Consider the following 18,831-nt stretch of genomic DNA (forward strand, 5'->3'; position numbering starts at 1 on the left):
CTAATGAAGAAAATTAATCTTAATGTAAATGATATAGTTGTTGTTAGTTATGAAAAGAGTCTTTATAAGTATAATATTCAAGATAAGTTAGAAGAAAATTTTTGCATAAGTATTCCTGTAAATAAAGGTGAATATTTGCTTGTAGATATAGGTGAAGAATTAAGTTTTGGGTATTGTACTGATAGAGGAGAGTTTTTTGAATTTGATGCGAAGATAACAGGAAAAAATAAAGCGGATAATGTTCCAATGTACATATTATCAAAACCATATAATTTAAGGAAAGTTCAAAGAAGAAATTATGTTAGAGTTCCTGTAGTTAAGGACATAGAATATAAGAAACATGGTGAAGATAAATGGAAAAAAGCTATAGCATTAGATTTAAGCGGTGGGGGTATTAAGTTTAAATGTAATGAAGAATTCAAGATAAACGAGAAATTGCTTGTTAAGATTATGACTGTTAAGGGAGAACTAGAGATATATAGTCAAGTAGTAAGAATAGAAAAAATAGATTCAAAAGAATATATGTATGGGATAGAATTTAATGAATTAGGGGAAAGTAAGCGAGATAAAATTGTTCAAGAAGTATTTTGGTAATGAGAAGACAAAGAGAAAATTTATAAAGGTTTATATAGGAGGAAAAGTCAATGACCACTCTTGATATTGTAGAAGGAAAAGAACAAATAGTAACAAAATACATACCACTTGTAAAGTATATTGCATCACGTGTAAGTATGGGTAAGAATAAATATATGGAATACGAAGATCTTGTTAGTTATGGAATGATAGGATTAATGGATGCAATTTCTAAATATGATGAAACAAAAGGAATGAAGTTTTCATCATATGCTTCAATAAGAATAAAAGGTTCTATAATAGATGAAATAAGAAAGAATAGACCAATATCTAAGGGGGCAATGGATAAATTAAATCGATATAATGAAGCCATAGAAAATTTACAAAAGAAACTTTTTAGAGAACCATCAACTGATGAAATTGCTGAGTATATGAATTTAACTAAAAGTGAAATAGGTGAAATTGAAAATTACATAAATTATATTTCAGTAGTGTCTCTTGAAGATGTAATATTTTCAGATGGTGAAGATATGACTGTAATGGGAATTATAGAGGATAAAAATAGTCCAAGCCCTGAACAATGCTATGAAAAAGAAGAAGAAGTTGAAATATTAGCAAAAGCTATTGAAAGCTTAAAAGATAAAGATAGAACAGTGCTTAATCTTTATTATTATGAGGGGTTAACATTAAAGGAAATAGGTAAAGTACTTAATGTATCTGAATCTAGAGTATGTCAACTTCATAGTAGAGCTATACGTAAGCTAAGAGAAAAAATGAAAGCAATGAATTATATGTAAAAGAAGGTTTAGAAAATGCCGTTATTAATTATATTAATAGGAATTATACTTATAGTAGTCAATTATCAAGCCTTAAAAAAGAATAAAGGTTCTTTTTCTAATGTTTATGATAATAAAAAAAATGATTTAACTGATATTGATATGAAGATTGTTGAGCTTAGAAAAGAAATGGCAGAAAGTCTTTTAGAATTGCAGCAAGAAATATTAGAACTAAAGGAAACAAGTGTAAAAGACGATAATTTTAAAGATGTGAAAAATTCTAAAATAGAATCTGATAAGAAAAATGAAAAGGACTATCTTTTAACAACAGAAAATGGAGTTATTAATGATATAAGATTTAAAAATAAAACACAGCAGATAAAAGAATTATTAGATATGGGACTTAATGAAGATCAGATTTGTGAGAAGCTTTCACTTGGCAAGGGGGAAGTACAATTAGTAAAAGGATTATTCAAAAAGTAAAAAAATTATTTGGTTTTTTATGTGATAGTAAAATATTACTAGGTGTAGGTATAGGGCTAATTTTAGGTGTAGTACTAATGTTTGGATATAAATATAAAAGCTCTATGACAGATGCTCAGATTGAAGAAAAAGCCAGAGATATGGGTATGCATTATAACAGTGAATGTAAATCAATCTTTGAAAGGGATGAGAATTAAATGATAAGAAGTTTATACACTGCGGTATCAGGTATGATTGCAACAGAAAATCAACAAGCAAATGTTGTAAATAACATGACAAATGCCAATACGACGGGATATAAGAAAGATTCATTAATTACTAAAAGCTTTGATGAAGTTTTACTTCAAAATCAACAAAAGGTTGGAAAAAACCTTTATACTACTAAAAAACTTGGCAAAATGAGTTTTGGAGTGGCAATGGATGAAGTAAATACAAACTTTGAACAAGGTGATTTAAAGGAAACAGGTAAGAAAAGCGATTTTGGTATTAATGGAAATGGTTTTTTTGCTATTCAAACTTCTGATGGAGTAAAATATACAAGAGATGGTCAATTTAAAGTAAATAACCAAGGTTATTTAGTAAATACTTCAGGGCATCAGGTATTAGGAAGAAATAATGCTACTGGAGCTTTAGAACCAATATATGTTGGTGGTTCAGAATATGTATTAGATTCTGAAAATAATTTAGTTATTAATGGTCAAGCAGCACAAAAGCTTGCTATAGCTGATTTTGCTGATTATACTCAGCTTAAAAAAGTAGGAGATAATTATTATACTACAACTGAAAATCCAACTTATATTAATCCTGATATAAAACAAGGATTTTTAGAAAGTTCAAATGTAAATATATTGAATGAAATGGTAGATATGATAAGTGTAATGAGAAATTTTGAAACTAATCAAAAATTTGTAACTTATATTGATAATACTTTAGAGATGGCAGCAAATAAAGTTGGAAAGGTATAAAGGGTAAAGGGGAGAGAAGAGCATGTATAGAATATTAAGTACAAGTAAAACTGGAATGAATGCATACCAGTCAAAAATGGATGCAATAAGTAATAATTTAGCTAATTCCACTACTACTGGTTATAAATCTGTTGATGTAGCTTTTAAAGACTTAATGTCTGAATCATTAAATAGACAAGGGTATAAAACTAATAAAGAAAACATGGTAATAGGAACAGGTACAAGATCCGTTGATGTTTCTAGAAATCAGACTCAAGGAAGTTTAAGAAATACAGAATTAAGTACAGATATAGCTCTTGATGGGTTAGGATATTTTAAAGTTATTTCTGCAAATGGAAATGAAGCTTATACAAGAGATGGTGGTTTTAAAATTGATGGTTATGGAAAGCTTGTAGATAGCTTTGGAAATAAACTTAATGTAGAGTATGCAGAGGGATATTCTGAAAATAATGTTATCTTAACATCTGAAAACTTTTCTATAAGTAAACATGGTGACTTGTATGTAAAGATGGGTCAAAACTATACTAAAGTAGGAGAAATACCAGTTTATAATGCAATAGGAGATGGATCTTTTGCATCAATTGGAGAAAATCTTTTTGTACCAACGGAAGGTGCTGTAGTAGAGAGAACTACAGACACAGATATGTACCAAGGATTTCTTGAGATGTCTAATGTAGACATGGGATCACAAATGAGTGACCTTATAGTTGCACAAAGAGCATATCAAATGGCTGGTAAGGGAATTACTACTTCAGATGAAATGTGGAAAATGATAAATAATATTAGATAATAATAAAAAAAGCTGTTCCAAAATTGGAGCAGCTTTTTTTATATTATAAAGTATTTATATAGCTAGTTAATGGTGGAACAACTTGTTTCTTTCTTGATAGAACACCAGGAAGGAAAGCTGTTTCATCTTCTAAAGTTACATTGAAAGCTTTTTCTATAACATCTGTATTACCAACTGCTAATATTTGAGAACCTTCATTTAAGATATCAGTTAAAAGTAATAACATTGTATCAAACGAACCTTCGTCAGCTTTCTTATTCATATAGTTAAGCATTTCTTCTTTTAAAGGCATGAATCCTTCTATATCCATTGTATTAACTTGAGAAATACCAACTTTCATATTACCCATTGAGAATGGTTTAAAGTCAGAGTTAAATATTTCATCAACTGTTTTACCTTGAAGAGAAGTACCAGCTTTAAACATTTCTTTTGCAAATTCATCTAAGCTAGAGATTCCAGCGATTTCAGCTAACTTTTTGCATATAGTAATGTCTTGTTCTGTACAAGTTGGGCTTCTGAATAATAATGTATCTGAAATTATTGCTCCACATAAAGCTCCAGCAGCTTCTTTTGATGGATTTAATCCTTGTTCAAAGAAACATTTAGCTACTATAGTTGATGAACTTCCAAGAGGTTCATTTCTAAAGTAAATTGGATTGTTAGTTAATACATCAGCAATTCTATGGTGATCTATTATTTCAAGAACTTCAGCTTCATCTAATCCATCTACTGATTGACCTCTCTCATTATGATCAACTTGAATAACTTTCTTTTTGAAGTTTGAGATTAAGTGGAATCTTGAAATTGTTCCAATAACCTTACCGTCTCTATCAGTTACAGGGTAACTTCTAAATCTAGTTTCTATCATTGTTTGCTTAATATCGTCAACTAATTCATCTTCAGAGAAAGATACTAAGTTTTCCTTAGCCATTACATAGCTTACAGGAATACTTTGAATGATAAGTCTAGATGTAGTGAAGGAATCATGAGGAGTGCTTATAACATTAACTCCAGCTTTCTTGGCAGCTTCTATAACTTCAGGATCAACTTCATGAGATCCAGTTACTACCATAAGTGAAACCTTTATATCTATTAATTCCTTTTGGATTTCAGGTCTATTACCAACTATTGCAATATCACCTTCATCAACTAATTTTCTTAAACTATCAGATTTCATAGCAGCTACAGCTATTTTTCCAGGGAATCTTTGATTATTTTCATCTATATATAATCCCTTAGCTGATAGAGTATCTATTATATTTTCTATAGTAGTATTACTTTTATCTAATATACAGTTATCCCATATATCCATATAGGAAGATGTTAAATTAGAAATAGATAATATACCTACAAGATGGTCATTAGCATCTGCAACTGGAAGAGATTTAACATTTTTATCTCTCATTATATTCCAAGCCATTTTAAGTGAAATATCAGGAGAAATAGCATTTATCTTATCGATATCTAAGTCTTCTACCTTCAGTTTAACAGTTTCTAAGAATGCAGGTGCTTCTATATTAAATCTGTCAAGTATGTATTGAGTTTCCCTATTTACATTTCCAAGTCTTACAGGGATTACAGGGATGTCACTAGTCTTATTTTTTAATTCAGCGTAACCAATAGCTGCACAAATTGAATCTGAATCAGGATTCTTGTGGCCAGTTACGTATATAACATTTTTCAAAATAGACCCTCCTTTAATAATATAAATTAACATATTATATTTTAAGGCTAAAGAATAAAAAAGTAAAGAAAACTTATAAATAGTATATATTAATCATTTTTTATTATGTTCTAAGTTTCTTTCATAAAAATATATATATATTATAAATTATGTTTAAGGAGGAAAAAGGGTGATACAGGAAAAGTCATCAGGACCTGGACTGTCAAGTAAGGAAGCTGATAAGAGAATAAAAGAATTTGGTTTAAATGAGCTTCAACATAAAAAGAAGGTTTCTCCTGTTTTTATATTTTTAGCTCAGTTCAATGATTTTATGGTATGGGTTTTACTTGGAGCTACTATAATTTCAGGAATAATGGGAGATACTGCTGATGCCATTACAATAATTATCATTGTAATAGTAAATGCAATCTTAGGTTTTGTTCAGGAATTTAGAACAGAAAAGTCTTTAGAAGCATTAAAAAATTTGGCTGCACCAACCTGTAAGGTATTTAGAGATGGCAGAATAAAAATATTAAGTTCATCTTATCTTACAATAGGAGATGTGGTTGTATTAGATGCAGGTGATAGAATACCAGCAGATGGAGTTCTTATAGAGTCTTCTGGAATAATGGTTGATGAATCACTTTTGACAGGAGAATCTGTAGGAGTAAGTAAGGATACTAAAAAGAAGAATACTGTTTTTATGGGAACTACAGTATTAAAAGGAAAAGGGCTATTCAAAGTAGATGGAATAGGTATGAAAACAGAGATGGGGAAGATTGCAAACCTTCTTGATAATATAAAGGAGGATAAATCGCCATTAAAAGAAAGACTAGAATCCTTAGGAAAGATTCTTGTTATTATTTGTCTTGTTATATGTGCATTAGTTACTGCACTAGGAATTGTTAGAGGTAATGATATAACTGAAATGTTTCTTTTAGGAGTAAGTCTTGCTGTTGCAGCTATTCCTGAAGGACTTGCAGCTATAGTTACAGTAGCCTTAGCTTTAGGTGTATCAAGAATGCTTAAGAGAAATGCACTAATAAGAAAGCTTCCAGCAGTTGAAACTTTAGGATGTACAAATATTATATGTTCAGATAAAACTGGTACACTTACACAAAATAGAATGACAGTTAAGGAAGTTTATTTAAATGAACGCATATATGAGCTTGATAAAAGTGAGCTTAACAATTATGAATTATTACAAAAGGCTTTTATTTATTGTAATGATTGTAATTATGATTTTAAGGAGAAGAGTGTTGAAAGGTGTCTTCATGGAGATCCGACAGAGACAGCATTAATAAAAATGTTTTTTAATAAAACTAATGAGTTAGAATCTTATGTTAAAAAAGCAAAAAGGATATTTGATATACCTTTTGATTCAACTAGAAAAATGATGTCTGTTATCATGGAAGAAAAGGGAAAGAATACATGCTATGTTAAAGGAGCTCCAGAAAGACTTATAAATAGATGTAGCTATATATTAGAAAATGGTAAGATTAAGCCACTAACACCTCAAAAGAAGAAGAAGGTATATGAATCTATTGAACTTATGTCTTCAAGGGCATTAAGATGTATTGCTGCAGCATATAAGGAGCAGAATTTATGTAAAGATGAAAGATTAGAAAATGATCTTATTTTTATTGGTATTGCAGGAAGTATTGATCCTCCAAGGGATGAAGCTAGAGATGCAGTATTAAAGTGTAAACTTGCAGGTATAAAGCCTATTATGATTACAGGAGATCATAAAAGTACAGCTCTTGCCATTGCTAAGTCTTTAAACATATGTAATAGTGAAGATCAGGTAATAACTGGAGATGAAATAGAGAAAATAAATGATAGAGAGCTTAAGAAAAAGGTTTTAAAAACAAGGGTATTTGCAAGGGTATCACCAGATCATAAGCTAAGGATAGTTAAGGCCTTTAAAAAGAATAATAATGTTGTTGCAATGACTGGAGATGGTGTAAATGATGCACCAGCTATTAAGGAGGCAGATATAGGTATTTCTATGGGATTAACAGGTACTGATGTAACTAAGGAAGCCTCTTCAATGATTTTAATGGATGATAATTTTGCAACTATAGTTTCAGCTGTAGAAGAGGGAAGAGTTATATATGATAATATAAGAAAGTTTATAAGATATCTATTATCATGTAACTTAGGTGAGGTTTTAACAATGTTTTTAGCCTCTTTATTTACTCTTCCAAGTCCACTTACACCTATACAAATATTATTTGTAAATCTTGCAACTGATGGTCTTCCTGCCATTGCATTAGGAGTAGATCCTCCAGATAATGATATTATGAGGCAGTTACCTAGAAAGAGAAATGAAGGTATTTTTGCAAGAGGACTTGCTGAAAAGATAGTAGTTAGAGGAAGTCTTATTGGTATATGTACATTATTATCTTTTATGGTAGGAAGATATTATAGAATGAATCTTGATACATGTAGAACTATAACTTTAGCAACTCTTGTTATGTCACAGTTGTTTCATGTTTTTGAGTGTAGGTCAGAAAGACATTCAATTTTTGAAATAAAGCTATTTACTAATCCTTATTTAGTAGGAGCAGTAAGTGTTTCTATAATTATGTTATGTAGTATTTTATATATATCATTTTTCCAGAGTATTTTTCACACTGTAGCTTTAAATTTAGGGCAATGGATGATTGTTTTATGTTTTTCTGGTGTTATAGCATTAATAAATAGTATTTATCTATTAATAAAAACAAAGTAATTTAGGGCAGAATTTAAGGCAATAGATTTCCCAAAAATCTACTGCCTTATTATTAAAATCTCATTCTTCCTGCTTGTTGTCTTGAACGCTTTAATTGTGAGTGATCTACAGGGATTAAATCTTTTTTAGTAGTTAGGTTAAGAACGTTTTGAACTTGAAGTATTTCAGAGTCTTTCTTGCCTTTAACACCTTTAAGCCCCATGATCATTACTTTATGACCAACTGAAACTTGAATAAAATCTACAGGTTTAAACCATCTTAACTTTTTATATCTAGCTTTAACAATAGCTTTACCTATTTCTGGTTTTATTACAAAATCAACAACTAATCTATGAAATAAAAAATAATTTTTCTTAGTATACTTTATAGAAACTACTGTACCTGCAGTACTAGCTATTCTGTCTCCATATTTTTGCATATATGATTCTTGAAAGTATTTATCGAACTTATCTCTAAAACTCATTTGAAAACTCCTTCTTTATATAAAATACAAATAATTTCTAAAGTTGTTTAAACCTTATCAGTGGTATTATATCATAGTTTGTGACTTTATGAAATATAAATTAATTTTTAGAAAATTTAATAGAATTAGTAAAAAAAAGACATTCTTATTTGATTTATTAATAAGAATATCTTTTTTTGTTATACTGATGCCTTATGGGGCTATATTGATTTTAATTTTTCTAAGTAAGTTTTATTATTTAAATCTATTCTTATAGCTTCTACAAAATGCTTATTTTTAAATAGTACAAATTTAAATAATGGATAACCTATTATAGTCATAATTAAAAATTCACCTATACCTACAGTTAAACAGTTAAACCAGAATGGTTGCTGAGCTACATAGAATAATTCAGCAGCAACGAATATTGCATTTATGATTGTTGGCCATAATGTAGCTACAAAAAGGCTTTTACTTTTATACATAAGGTATGTAGATATTAGTGTTGCAAGACTACCTACAATTACATCTATAAGTCCAAAAGAATAAAGGTTTGAAATAGCGCATCCAAGAGTTAGTCCTACTACATATAATGGATCTATAAAAGCTAAAAAGTTTAATAACTCTGAAGGTCTAGCTTGAATAGGACCATAAGAAATACCTGAAAAGACTAAAGTTACAACTACATATATAGCAGCTGTTAAAGCTATTTTTATTAAACCAGGTACTCCAACTCTTTTTAGTATATTACTTGTTTCCATATTGATTTCTCCTCCGAAAAAACTTTTTTAAATCAATTAACAAGCTCTTAATCTCTTTTAAAACCAGTTAAGTTTTTAATCCATAGGGATTCATTTCTCTTTTGTTTTATTTAATGCTTTAAAAAAATATAAATTTCATTATTTTTAGCAAAAAATAAAGACCTGCTTATGAAATAAGGCAGACCTAGTATTATCTTTAAAAAAGGTGCCTAGTTTTATTTAGAGACAGGAGGCTTGCGAACTGTCATCTATTTATTTTTCTATAAGATTATATAATAGATATTAAAAAAGCACAATAGATATAATTTGGAATATTAAAAGTATTCAAGAATATAGCACATTTAATAATATATTCTTAATAAAATATTAATATAATTATTAGGTTTATGTTATTAATATGTCATAATAGTAAGTTATTATATAATTGATAAGTTAATATTATAGATTAAATATAGCTTAATATAGTATAATTTATGGTAGTAAGGTAGAATTACTTTTACTTTAATTATGAAAAGAGGAAAAATGATGAAGAAAAAGATTATAGATATATGCAATAAAACTATATATAATTATAGAATTTCCAAAGAAGAGTTAAGATATGATGGAGATTATATAAATCATTTTGCAGCTATTATATATGGAATAAGAGATGAAGATATTCCAGTTAAAAAAATTAAGGAAATAAGAAGTGAATTAAAGAAGGAAACTTCAAGAATTTCTTGTTTTAGAGGAGATATATTATATATAATATCCTTTTTAATTGCTTTAGAATAAAATACAGAATATCTTATAAAAGAACTTTTAGAAACATATGAAAAATTAATGGATCTTAATTTTAGAGAAAGTCAGTATCTTGTACTTGCTAGCTATACTATGGTTAAGTATGTTAAAAAGGAAAATAGAGATTCAAAACTAAAAAAAATGAGAGAAATTTATGAAACCATCAGGAGTAGATATAAAAATGTAACTAATCATGAAGATTATTTGGAATGTGCACTTCTTGCTATTGGAGAAGTAGATTCTGAATTTGTTTTGACGTATATGGAAGATATATTTAGGGATTATGGTAAAATAGACAATCTTTCAAAAAATAGTATTCAAGCATTAAGTATGACTTTAATGCTAAATAGTAATGATTGGGCCTATGATAATATTAAGAACCTTTTTAATAAGTTAGAAGAAGATAATATGAAAATAGGACATCAGTTTTTACCTTTATTAGGTGTTAGTTATAAAGAGCATAATCATACTGAATTTATAAATAAGATTAATGAAGTAATTGATTATTTATGTGAAGAAGAATCTGAATATGAATTTTATATGGATAAAGGTTTTAGATTCTTTATAGCATTAATGATTCTTGAAGGTAATAGAAAATGTAAGGAGAAGAGGTATATGTATGAGCTATTCTCAAAGGGAGTATATTCTCTTATTGTAAGTAAAAATCAAGGGATATTCGATGAGGTATTAGCTTAGAAAAGTTTATGGATAGAGTTATTTTACATGTAGATATGGATGCTTTTTTTGCTTCAGTTGAGGTGAAAGATAATCCAAGACTTAAAGGAAAACCAGTAATAGTAGGGGGGACAGGTGAAAGAGGAGTTGTAAGTACTTGTTCTTATGAAGCAAGAAAATTTGGAGTACATTCAGCAATGCCAATATTTTTAGCTAGAGAAAAGTGTCCAAGAGGAATCTTTCTGCCTGTAAGATATGGGAGATATAAAGAAGTTTCAAATGAAGTATTTAAAATATTTCATATGGTAACCAATCAGGTGGAAGGCTTATCAATAGATGAAGCATTTTTAGATATAACAGAAAGCTCTTTTACAGGAGAAGAGGCAGCAAAGTTTATAAAAGATGAGGTGAGAAGAAAGTTAGGATTAACCTTATCTATAGGAATATCTTATAATAAGTTTTTAGCTAAATTAGCTTCTGATTGGAATAAACCTAATGGAATTATGGTTATAGATGAAACTATGGTTCCAGATATTTTATTCCCTCTTCCTGTATCTAAGGTTTTTGGTATTGGAAAAAAGTCTGTTGAAAAATTGAATAATATAGGTATATTTACAATAGAAGATATGTACCAGCTTTCAGAAGATTACATGAAAGAAAACATGGGAAAGATGGGAAGCGAAATATATCATAGAATTAGAGGTATTGATAATAGAAAAGTTGAGCCGGTTAGGGAAAGAAAATCTGTTGGAAAAGAAAGAACTTTAAAGATAAATACTGTAGATAAAGAAGAATTATTAGGGTATATTAAGAAATTTGCGTGTGAGATAAGTGGCATATTAATTAATAATAGTTGGAGTGGAAAAACAGTTACTCTTAAATATAAGACTGGGGAATTTGAAAGTCACACAAGAAGTAGAACTTTAAATGATTATGTAAGTTCAGCAGAAGAAATATATTCTGTTGCTAAAGAAATTTTAATGTCAGAACAAATTGACGAAGAATTAAGACTTATAGGTATAAGTGTATCTTCTTTAAAAGAAGGAAATATAGAACAATTAAGCCTTTTTTAATTAAAATTTACAAAAAATGTTGACAAATTAAGGGATGAAAAATATAATAATAACAAATATAAAAAAGTCAATGACTAAAGAGAGTACTTATTACGTGAATGTCAAAGCGAGCCGGCATTTGGTGAAAGGTCCGGAACAGGAAGTTTTAAGGAAGTGGGCTTTAGTAGATGCAGTTGTGAAATTATTAAAAAAGTAGCTTCTGACGTTTCCAAGCGTTATTTTGGTGAAGTATTATATGTACTAAAAATAAGGGAAATAACTATATGTTATTTCTAAATATGGGTGGCACCACGAGCACATCGTCCCTAAGTTAAGGGATGGTATGCTTTTTTTATTATTAAAATTAAGACAGGCAATAAGCAGGGGGTAAATTATTATGGAAAAATTTTATGGACAATATGGGGGACAATTTGTAGATAATAAGGTATTAGAAGCATTAAATGACTTAGAAGAAGCATTTTTAAGATATAAAGATGACTCAGAATTTATAAAGGAATATAATTATTATTTAAAGCAGTATGTAGGAAGAGAAAATCCTTTATATTTTGCTGAAAGACTTACAGAATATGCAGGCGGATGCAAGATATACTTAAAGAGAGAAGATTTAAATCATACTGGGGCACACAAAATAAATAATGTTTTAGGACAAATGCTCTTAGCAAAGAGAATGGGGAAAAAGAAGGTAATAGCAGAAACTGGAGCAGGACAGCATGGAGTAGCAACAGCTACAGTAGCAGCACTTATGGGAATGAAATGTACTGTTTACATGGGTGAAGAGGATATGAGAAGACAGGCTCTTAATGTTTTTAGAATGGAACTTTTAGGGGCTAAAGTTGTACCAGCTACTGAAGGAACAAAAACATTAAAGGAAGCTGTTGATTTAGCACTTAGAAAATGGATTGAAGGAATTGAAGATAATTTTTATGTTCTAGGATCAGCAGTAGGACCACATCCATATCCAGCAATGGTTAAAGAGTTCCAAAAGGTAATAAGTGTAGAAGCTAAAAGACAAGGGATAGAAGCAGAAGGAAAACTTCCCAAAGCAGTAGTAGCTTGTGTTGGAGGTGGAAGTAACTGTATAGGAACTTTTGCAGATTTTATTGATGAAAAGGATGTTGAACTTATAGGTGTAGAAGCAGCAGGAAAAGGTCTTAATTCAGATATGAATGCAGCATCTATGGCAAATGGGGAAGTGGCAGTTATTCATGGTATGAAGAGTATGTGTTTAGTTGATGAAAAGGGAGAAGCTAAAGAAGCTTATTCAATTTCAGCAGGGCTTGATTATCCAGGGGTAGGACCAGAACATGCTTATTTAAGAGAAATAGGAAGAGCAAAATATGTACCTTGTACTGATACAGAAGCCTTAGAAGCATTTAAGCTATTATCAAGGCTTGAAGGAATTATTCCAGCTATTGAAAGTTCACATGCAGTATCTCATGCAGTTAAATGTGCAAAGGAATATAGTAAAGATGATTATATTATTGTAACACTATCTGGAAGAGGAGATAAGGATGTAGAAGAATTAATGGATAAAATTTGATATTTTTTACAATTAATTTATAAAAAGTATTATCTAAATACACCCTAAAGGAATATTAATATAATATATAACGTATAAGGAGGGAACTGCTTGACTAAGACTGCTCTTTGCAGTTTTTTAAGTGGGGAAGATTATTTATGAAGAAAGAGTTAACTCCAAGGGAAGTATTATTTAATGTTGATTTTAAGGATGCAAAAGGTGAAGGGCAGATTAGAAATATAAAAAAAATATCTTCAGCATATGAGAAAATAAAAAGAGCAATAAATATTAAAGACCAAGGATATAATTTATATCTTATAGAATCTTTTTCTAAAGAGAAGGTTGAATATTTATGCTCTTTTATTGAAAATATGTATAAAGATTTTAGCGCTCCTTATGACATTTGTTATGTTAGCATTGAAGATATAAAAAAACCAAGACCAGTATTTTTAAGTAATGGAAAGGGAAAAGAACTTAAAGAAGCTGTTGAAGATATAAAAAATAGTTATTTTCAAGCTGCCATGGAGTTTTATAATACTTCGTCAGAATCCGAGAAGGATACAATTATTGAAGAAATTCATAGTAAAAGGAGTAGCTATGTTGGAGAACTTGTAGAAATGGCTAAAAAGGGAGGCTTTGATGTAAAGGCTACAACAGGAGGCTTTGCTTTTATTCCTCTAAATGAGGGAGAAGCCATGACTGAAAAGGAATATGATGAGCTATCTAGCAGTAATAAGGATTCTATTATAGAAAAAGCTACTGTTTTAAAGAAAAAAGCTGAAGTTGTCCTTGAAAAACTTAAAAATATTGAATTAGGTTCTATAAATAAGCTTAAGGATATTTATAGAGAATATTTAGATACTGAACTTCAAGAAGATAAAGAAAATTGTCTATTAAGTTTTATAACAGACGATGATGCATATGAATATCTTGAAGAATTGTTTTTTAATATAGAGAAAGAATTAGTTGACTGTTATTCTATTAATATTGAAGATGACGAAGGTACTATAAATGATATTATAAATAAATATGATATTTCTGTTTTTGTAGATAATACAAACTATAATCATCCAAGAGTTATATATGAAGAAGATCCTAGTATAACAAATCTTATGGGTAATATTGAATATGAAAGTCATAACGGAGCATATACAAGTGAATTATCTTTAATAACACCTGGAAGTCTTATTATGGCTAATGGTGGATGTATTATACTAAGACTTAGTCAGCTTATTAATAATGTATATAGCTATCATGCTTTAAAAAAGACATTAATAACAGAAAAGGTTAATATAGATTCAGGCAAAAACTATCTTGATATCCTATCTATAAGTGGATTAAAGCCAGAGGCTATTCCTATTAATGTTAAGGTTATAATAATTGGTGATTATGAAAGTTATGATATTTTATATAATGCAGATGAAGACTTTAAAAATTTATTTTCTTTAAGGGTAGAAATTCCTACTGATTTTAGAAGCGAAGATATAGAAAGTAATGATGTAAAAGAGTATATAATAAAAAGAGCAGAAAAGTATGGAATAAAAGATATAGATGATGAAGCTATTAAAGAAATTATAAAATATTTATCAAGAATATCTGGAAATAGAAATAAGATAAGTGTTGAAGAAAAGTATATTGATAAAATATTACTCCTTGCTAAAAGTGAGAATAAAGATTTGAATAAGATTGCAGGTAAGGAAGTTAATAAAATAATTTATGAAGAAGAAGTAATTGAAAATGAAATAATGGATATGTATAAGGATGACAAAATAATTTTGTCTGTTGAAGGAAAGAGTATAGGAAGTATTAATGCTTTAGCAGTACTTAATTCTGGATACTATTCTTTTGGAAAGCCTATGAGAGTAACTTGCATTGCATGTGCAGGAGATGGAAAGATTATAGATATTCAAAATGAAAGTAATTTGTCTGGAAGTATTCATAGAAAATCAGTTAATATTCTTTCAGGATTACTATCTAATATTGTAAATTCTTATAAAAAGCTTCCTGTAGACTTTCATTTAAGCTTTGAGCAGACCTATGGAAGTATAGATGGAGATAGTGCATCTGTTTCTGAAATGCTATGTATATTATCTGCATTGTCTAAAAAGGGGATAAGACAAAATATTGCAGTAACAGGTTCTATAAATCAATTTGGAGAAGTTCAACCAATTGGTGGAGTTAATGAAAAAATTGAAGGGTTTTATAAGGCCTGTACTTTGAAAAATAAAACTAAAGGAATAGGAGTTTTAATTCCCTCTTCAAATAAAGATGATATTGTATTAAAGCCTGAAGTGGAAAAGGCTATTGTAGATGGAGATTTTCACATCTATACAATGGATAATATAAATGATGCTATAGAGGTTATGATTTTAGATAAAAGTGATAGCATAGAAGAGTTTTATAAAATTATATTTAGTGAAATAGAAAAATATAAGTCTTAAAATTAGTAAGCGAAGCTTGTTTTGTGGTTTTCAACAAGCTTCGCTTGTTATTTTTAGATATTATCCATTAAATGTAATTAATATTCTATACAGTTGACTCAAACTTAACATATATGATAAAATATGGAAAAGAAGAGAGGGAGGAGGTATGAACTCTAAATAAAGCTTTAGGGTAAAATTTATATGAATTTAAAGTTTGATAAAGTAGAAGATAAGATAATTATTAGATTAATTGGAGAATTAGATCATCATAGTGCTGAAGAGGTTAGGGTGAAAATTGATGATAGAATAGAAAGAGAAAACATAAAAAAAATAATTATGGATTTTTCGAGTGTAAGTTTTATGGATAGTTCAGGTATAGGTGTTGTTGTAGGAAGATTTAAAAAAATATCACAAAGGGATGGAAAGCTATATATAGCAGGATTAAAAAAGGGTATTTATAAAGTTTTTGAATTATCAGGATTATTTAAGATAATTAATTGTTGTAAGGATGTAGAAGAAGCACTAAAGCGTATTTAATGGAGGGGTTTTTTCATGTATGATAACAAGGTAAAAATTGAATTTGAAAGCAAATCTCAAAATGAAGGGTTTGCAAGAGTGGCTGTATCAGCTTTTATCTCTCAGCTAGATCCTACATTAGATGAGATAAGTGATGTAAAAACTGCAGTATCAGAAGCAGTTACAAATTCCATAATACATGGCTATGAAGGAAAGGAAGATGAAAAAGTAGTGATAGAAGCTGCTCTTTACAAAAATGAAGCAACTATTACTATTATTGATTATGGTAAAGGTATAGAAGATATAGATAAGGCAAAGGAGCCTTTATATACATCAAGACCTGATTTAGAGAGATCGGGAATGGGTTTTACTGTTATGGAAACTTTCATGGATAGTATGGAGATTGTTAGTTCAAAGGGAGAAGGTACAAAGGTAATCTTAAAAAAGAAGTTTAATTCTATAGGTTAGGTGGATATGGTATGGATAGAGGGAATTTTGAGAAAGAAGAGTTTAACTATGAAGATAACTCACAGCTTCTACCTTTAGCTAAAGAAGGGAATAAAGATGCTTTAAATAGAATGATAGAAATGAATCTTCCTTTAGTATCTTCTATTAGTAAAAAGTTTTTAAACCGTGGCTATGAATATGATGATATATTTCAAATAGGGTGTATTGGTCTTGTTAAGGCTATAAATAACTTTGATGTTAAATTTAATGTTAAGTTTTCTACTTATGCAGTTCCAATGATTATGGGTGAAATCAAACGTTTCTTAAGAGATGATGGAATGATTAAGGTAAGTAGAAATATAAAATCATTAGCTAAAAAACTACATTTTGATAAGCAGAAGCTTACGGTTAAATTAAATAGAGAGCCAACTATTGATGAGCTTTCAGAGTATTCAGGAATTGAAAAAGAAGATATTGTTCAGGCCCTTGAATCTTTAAATAGTCTTCAATATTTATACGATACTATTCATAAGGATGATGGAGCACCAGTTCTTCTTATTGACAAAATTTCTGAAAAAGCTGAAGATGATGAAAAAATGATTGATAAAATAGCATTAAAGGAAGCTTTACGTAGCATTGATGAAAAGGGAAGACAGATAATAATGCTTAGGTATTTTAAGGATAAAACACAGGTGGAAGTTGCTAAAATGCTTGGAATAAGTCAAGTGCAGGTATCTAGAATAGAGAAGAAAGTATTGATTTTAATGAGAGAAAAATTAAATGAATCATAATAAAAAGAACGTATTTATTAGCTATTTTCCTAATAAAATACGTTCTTTTTTTAGTGGATAGAATTAAACTATTTTAATACATATACAGTTACATTTCTTCTACCCCATGCTTTACAATCGCTTTCTGAATTCATATATAAATCAATTATTGAACCTTTTATAGCTCCACCAGTATCAGTAGCAATGGCATAACCATATCCTTCAACATAAACTGTTGAGTTAAGAGGTATTACACTTGGATCAACAGCTATACTACTCATACCAGAAGGAATTCTTACAGGTTTTGTTCCAGTAGCTGTAACTCCGTCACCAGTGTATGCAGTAGCTTGAACTTTAAGTGTTCTTGCAATCCTATCTTGTGATGGTGGATTAGAATAAGATATAAGTGAACTAGAAGAGCTAGAGGAACTTGAAGATCCTGAAGAAGCAGGAGGGCTTGTCTCTACTGGGAGAGAAGCTATCTTCTCATTTCCTTTACTAATATAATCGTTAGCTTTGTTTATTGCTCCAGCCATTGTAAATTGAGGAAGCTTTGCTTTTATAGAAGTTACTGCATTTTGCAGAGCTGTTCTATTAGAACTTGAATCAATAGTGCTTATTTCACTACTTATTAATGCAATTTCATTTTGAGTGATAGTTTCACTTAAACGAGATTGTTCATCTTCAAGTTCCTTTTTTACAACTTCTTGAGAAGCTTTCTTTTCATTTACTTCATTAAGTTTGCTCTTATTTTCTTCATTTAAATTCTCTAATTCTAATTTTTTTGAAGCAATAAGTTCCTTTGTATCATTTTCTTGTGTTACTTTTTGATTTAAGCCACTAATTAATTTGTTATCTTCATTAATTATAACAGTACAAGCTGTAAACCTATCAATTAAATCAGATAAATCTTTTGAGTCAAAAAGAAATGAAATATAATTTACGGCTGAAAAACCGTTGTTCTTATACATTTCTCTAAGTCTTGTAGCAAGTATATTTTCACTTTCTGCAATTTCATCTTTTAAAGAAGAAATCTTTGATTCAGCATTTTCGATTTGTCTTTGATTTTCTTCGATTGAAGCCTGGTTATTTGCAATAGACGACTCAAGATCAGCAATTTCTTTATTTGTCTGTACCAGTTCTGCATCTAATTCTTTTAGCTTACCAGATTGGAGCTAGAATATAAATAGTACAAGTTAAAAGTGGATATTTCTCAAAAAGAGTTATAATAAAGATATGATGAATTGGAGGAATTGAAATGAGTAAACAGTATGATAAGGAATTTAAAGAAAATGCAGTAAGATACTATCATGAACATAAAAATTTGAATATGAAAAGATGTGCTACTAATTTAGGAATAGCTGCTTCTACTCTTGGGGATTGGGTTAAGAAAGCAGATATTAATGATGGTGAAGTCCCTACTAGAGGATCAGGTAATTAT

The 18,831-nt window shown here is 29.3% G+C and carries 17 protein-coding genes, 1 pseudogene and 1 other annotated feature; of the genes and pseudogenes, 14 read left to right on the forward strand and 4 right to left on the reverse strand.

Features of this window, described 5'->3' with window-relative positions:
• Nucleotides 1–3 precede the first annotated feature (3 nt).
• The 5 genes from BM384_RS01035 to BM384_RS01055 all read left to right on the forward strand — a co-directional run bounded on the left by BM384_RS01035 (nucleotide 4) and on the right by BM384_RS01055 (nucleotide 3,587).
• Entirely contained in the window at nucleotides 4–594 is a 591-nt protein-coding gene (locus BM384_RS01035; protein ID WP_090009798.1) for a flagellar brake protein, read from the forward strand.
• 50 nt (nucleotides 595–644) lie between these two features.
• Nucleotides 645–1,370: a FliA/WhiG family RNA polymerase sigma factor gene (locus BM384_RS01040; RefSeq protein WP_090009801.1), complete on the forward strand. Its 726-nt coding sequence runs from the start codon at nucleotides 645–647 to the stop codon at nucleotides 1,368–1,370.
• A 15-nt stretch (nucleotides 1,371–1,385) separates the two neighbouring features.
• Nucleotides 1,386–1,832, forward strand: coding sequence for a DUF6115 domain-containing protein (locus BM384_RS01045; protein ID WP_090009804.1), 447 nt, complete (start codon nucleotides 1,386–1,388; stop codon nucleotides 1,830–1,832).
• Between the two features lie 197 nt (nucleotides 1,833–2,029).
• Nucleotides 2,030–2,797: a flagellar hook-basal body complex protein gene (locus tag BM384_RS01050; RefSeq protein WP_090009807.1), complete on the forward strand. Its 768-nt coding sequence runs from the start codon at nucleotides 2,030–2,032 to the stop codon at nucleotides 2,795–2,797.
• Between the two features lie 22 nt (nucleotides 2,798–2,819).
• The gene (locus BM384_RS01055; protein ID WP_090009810.1) at nucleotides 2,820–3,587 is read left to right on the forward strand and encodes a flagellar hook-basal body complex protein; all 768 of its coding nucleotides are present in this window, start codon (nucleotides 2,820–2,822) and stop codon (nucleotides 3,585–3,587) included.
• Nucleotides 3,588–3,630: 43 nt separating this feature from the next.
• Here the strand turns inward: BM384_RS01055 and BM384_RS01060 are convergent, their stop codons facing one another.
• Nucleotides 3,631–5,271 (reverse strand): putative manganese-dependent inorganic diphosphatase, encoded by a 1,641-nt coding sequence (locus BM384_RS01060; protein WP_090009814.1) that lies wholly within the window; start codon nucleotides 5,269–5,271, stop codon nucleotides 3,631–3,633.
• 169 nt (nucleotides 5,272–5,440) lie between these two features.
• Here BM384_RS01060 and BM384_RS01065 point away from each other — a divergent pair, with 169 nt between their 5' ends.
• Nucleotides 5,441–7,984: a calcium-translocating P-type ATPase, PMCA-type gene (locus tag BM384_RS01065; protein WP_090009816.1), complete on the forward strand. Its 2,544-nt coding sequence runs from the start codon at nucleotides 5,441–5,443 to the stop codon at nucleotides 7,982–7,984.
• Nucleotides 7,985–8,036: 52 nt separating this feature from the next.
• On the opposite strand, the gene BM384_RS01070 is transcribed toward BM384_RS01065, so the two are convergent.
• The gene (locus tag BM384_RS01070) at nucleotides 8,037–8,447 is read right to left on the reverse strand and encodes a hypothetical protein (protein ID WP_090009819.1); all 411 of its coding nucleotides are present in this window, start codon (nucleotides 8,445–8,447) and stop codon (nucleotides 8,037–8,039) included.
• A 200-nt stretch (nucleotides 8,448–8,647) separates the two neighbouring features.
• Nucleotides 8,648–9,187 carry a QueT transporter family protein gene (locus tag BM384_RS01075; protein ID WP_090009822.1) on the reverse strand — a complete coding sequence of 180 codons (540 nt, stop codon included), beginning with the start codon at nucleotides 9,185–9,187 and terminating at the stop codon, nucleotides 8,648–8,650.
• Between the two features lie 525 nt (nucleotides 9,188–9,712).
• Between BM384_RS01075 and BM384_RS01085 the strand changes: the two are divergent.
• From BM384_RS01085 to sigF, 7 genes and pseudogenes are all read left to right on the forward strand, one after another.
• Nucleotides 9,713–10,663 (forward strand): annotated as a pseudogene (locus BM384_RS01085) (DUF4003 family protein).
• Between the two features lie 8 nt (nucleotides 10,664–10,671).
• Nucleotides 10,672–11,715, forward strand: a complete 1,044-nt coding sequence (locus tag BM384_RS01090; protein ID WP_090009830.1) for a DNA polymerase IV — start codon at nucleotides 10,672–10,674, stop codon at nucleotides 11,713–11,715.
• Nucleotides 11,716–11,776: 61 nt separating this feature from the next.
• Nucleotides 11,777–12,025: a binding site (T-box leader), on the forward strand.
• Between the two features lie 66 nt (nucleotides 12,026–12,091).
• Nucleotides 12,092–13,255, forward strand: coding sequence for a tryptophan synthase subunit beta (trpB, locus tag BM384_RS01095; protein WP_090009834.1), 1,164 nt, complete (start codon nucleotides 12,092–12,094; stop codon nucleotides 13,253–13,255).
• 137 nt (nucleotides 13,256–13,392) lie between these two features.
• A complete protein-coding gene (locus tag BM384_RS01100; protein ID WP_090009852.1) occupies nucleotides 13,393–15,675 on the forward strand; it encodes an AAA family ATPase in 2,283 nt (760 codons plus the stop codon).
• A 183-nt stretch (nucleotides 15,676–15,858) separates the two neighbouring features.
• On the forward strand, nucleotides 15,859–16,194 hold the full coding sequence (spoIIAA, locus tag BM384_RS01105) for an anti-sigma F factor antagonist (RefSeq protein WP_090009837.1): 336 nt from the start codon (nucleotides 15,859–15,861) through the stop codon (nucleotides 16,192–16,194).
• Nucleotides 16,195–16,209: 15 nt separating this feature from the next.
• Complete coding sequence (spoIIAB, locus tag BM384_RS01110) at nucleotides 16,210–16,641, forward strand: anti-sigma F factor (protein ID WP_090009840.1); 432 nt, start codon at nucleotides 16,210–16,212, stop codon at nucleotides 16,639–16,641.
• An 11-nt stretch (nucleotides 16,642–16,652) separates the two neighbouring features.
• Nucleotides 16,653–17,411, forward strand: a complete 759-nt coding sequence (gene sigF, locus BM384_RS01115) for an RNA polymerase sporulation sigma factor SigF (protein WP_090009843.1) — start codon at nucleotides 16,653–16,655, stop codon at nucleotides 17,409–17,411.
• A 68-nt stretch (nucleotides 17,412–17,479) separates the two neighbouring features.
• Here sigF and BM384_RS01120 read toward each other — a convergent pair whose 3' ends face one another.
• Nucleotides 17,480–18,361, reverse strand: coding sequence for a 3D domain-containing protein (locus BM384_RS01120; protein ID WP_090009846.1), 882 nt, complete (start codon nucleotides 18,359–18,361; stop codon nucleotides 17,480–17,482).
• 287 nt (nucleotides 18,362–18,648) lie between these two features.
• On the opposite strand from BM384_RS01120, the gene BM384_RS18090 reads away from it, so the two are divergent.
• Nucleotides 18,649–18,831: transposase (locus tag BM384_RS18090; protein WP_242945921.1), on the forward strand; the 183-nt coding region annotated here is incomplete at its 3' end.

The sequence above is a fragment of the Clostridium sp. DSM 8431 genome, assembly GCF_900116755.1.
In the GTDB taxonomy this organism is placed as follows: domain Bacteria; phylum Bacillota; class Clostridia; order Clostridiales; family Clostridiaceae; genus Clostridium.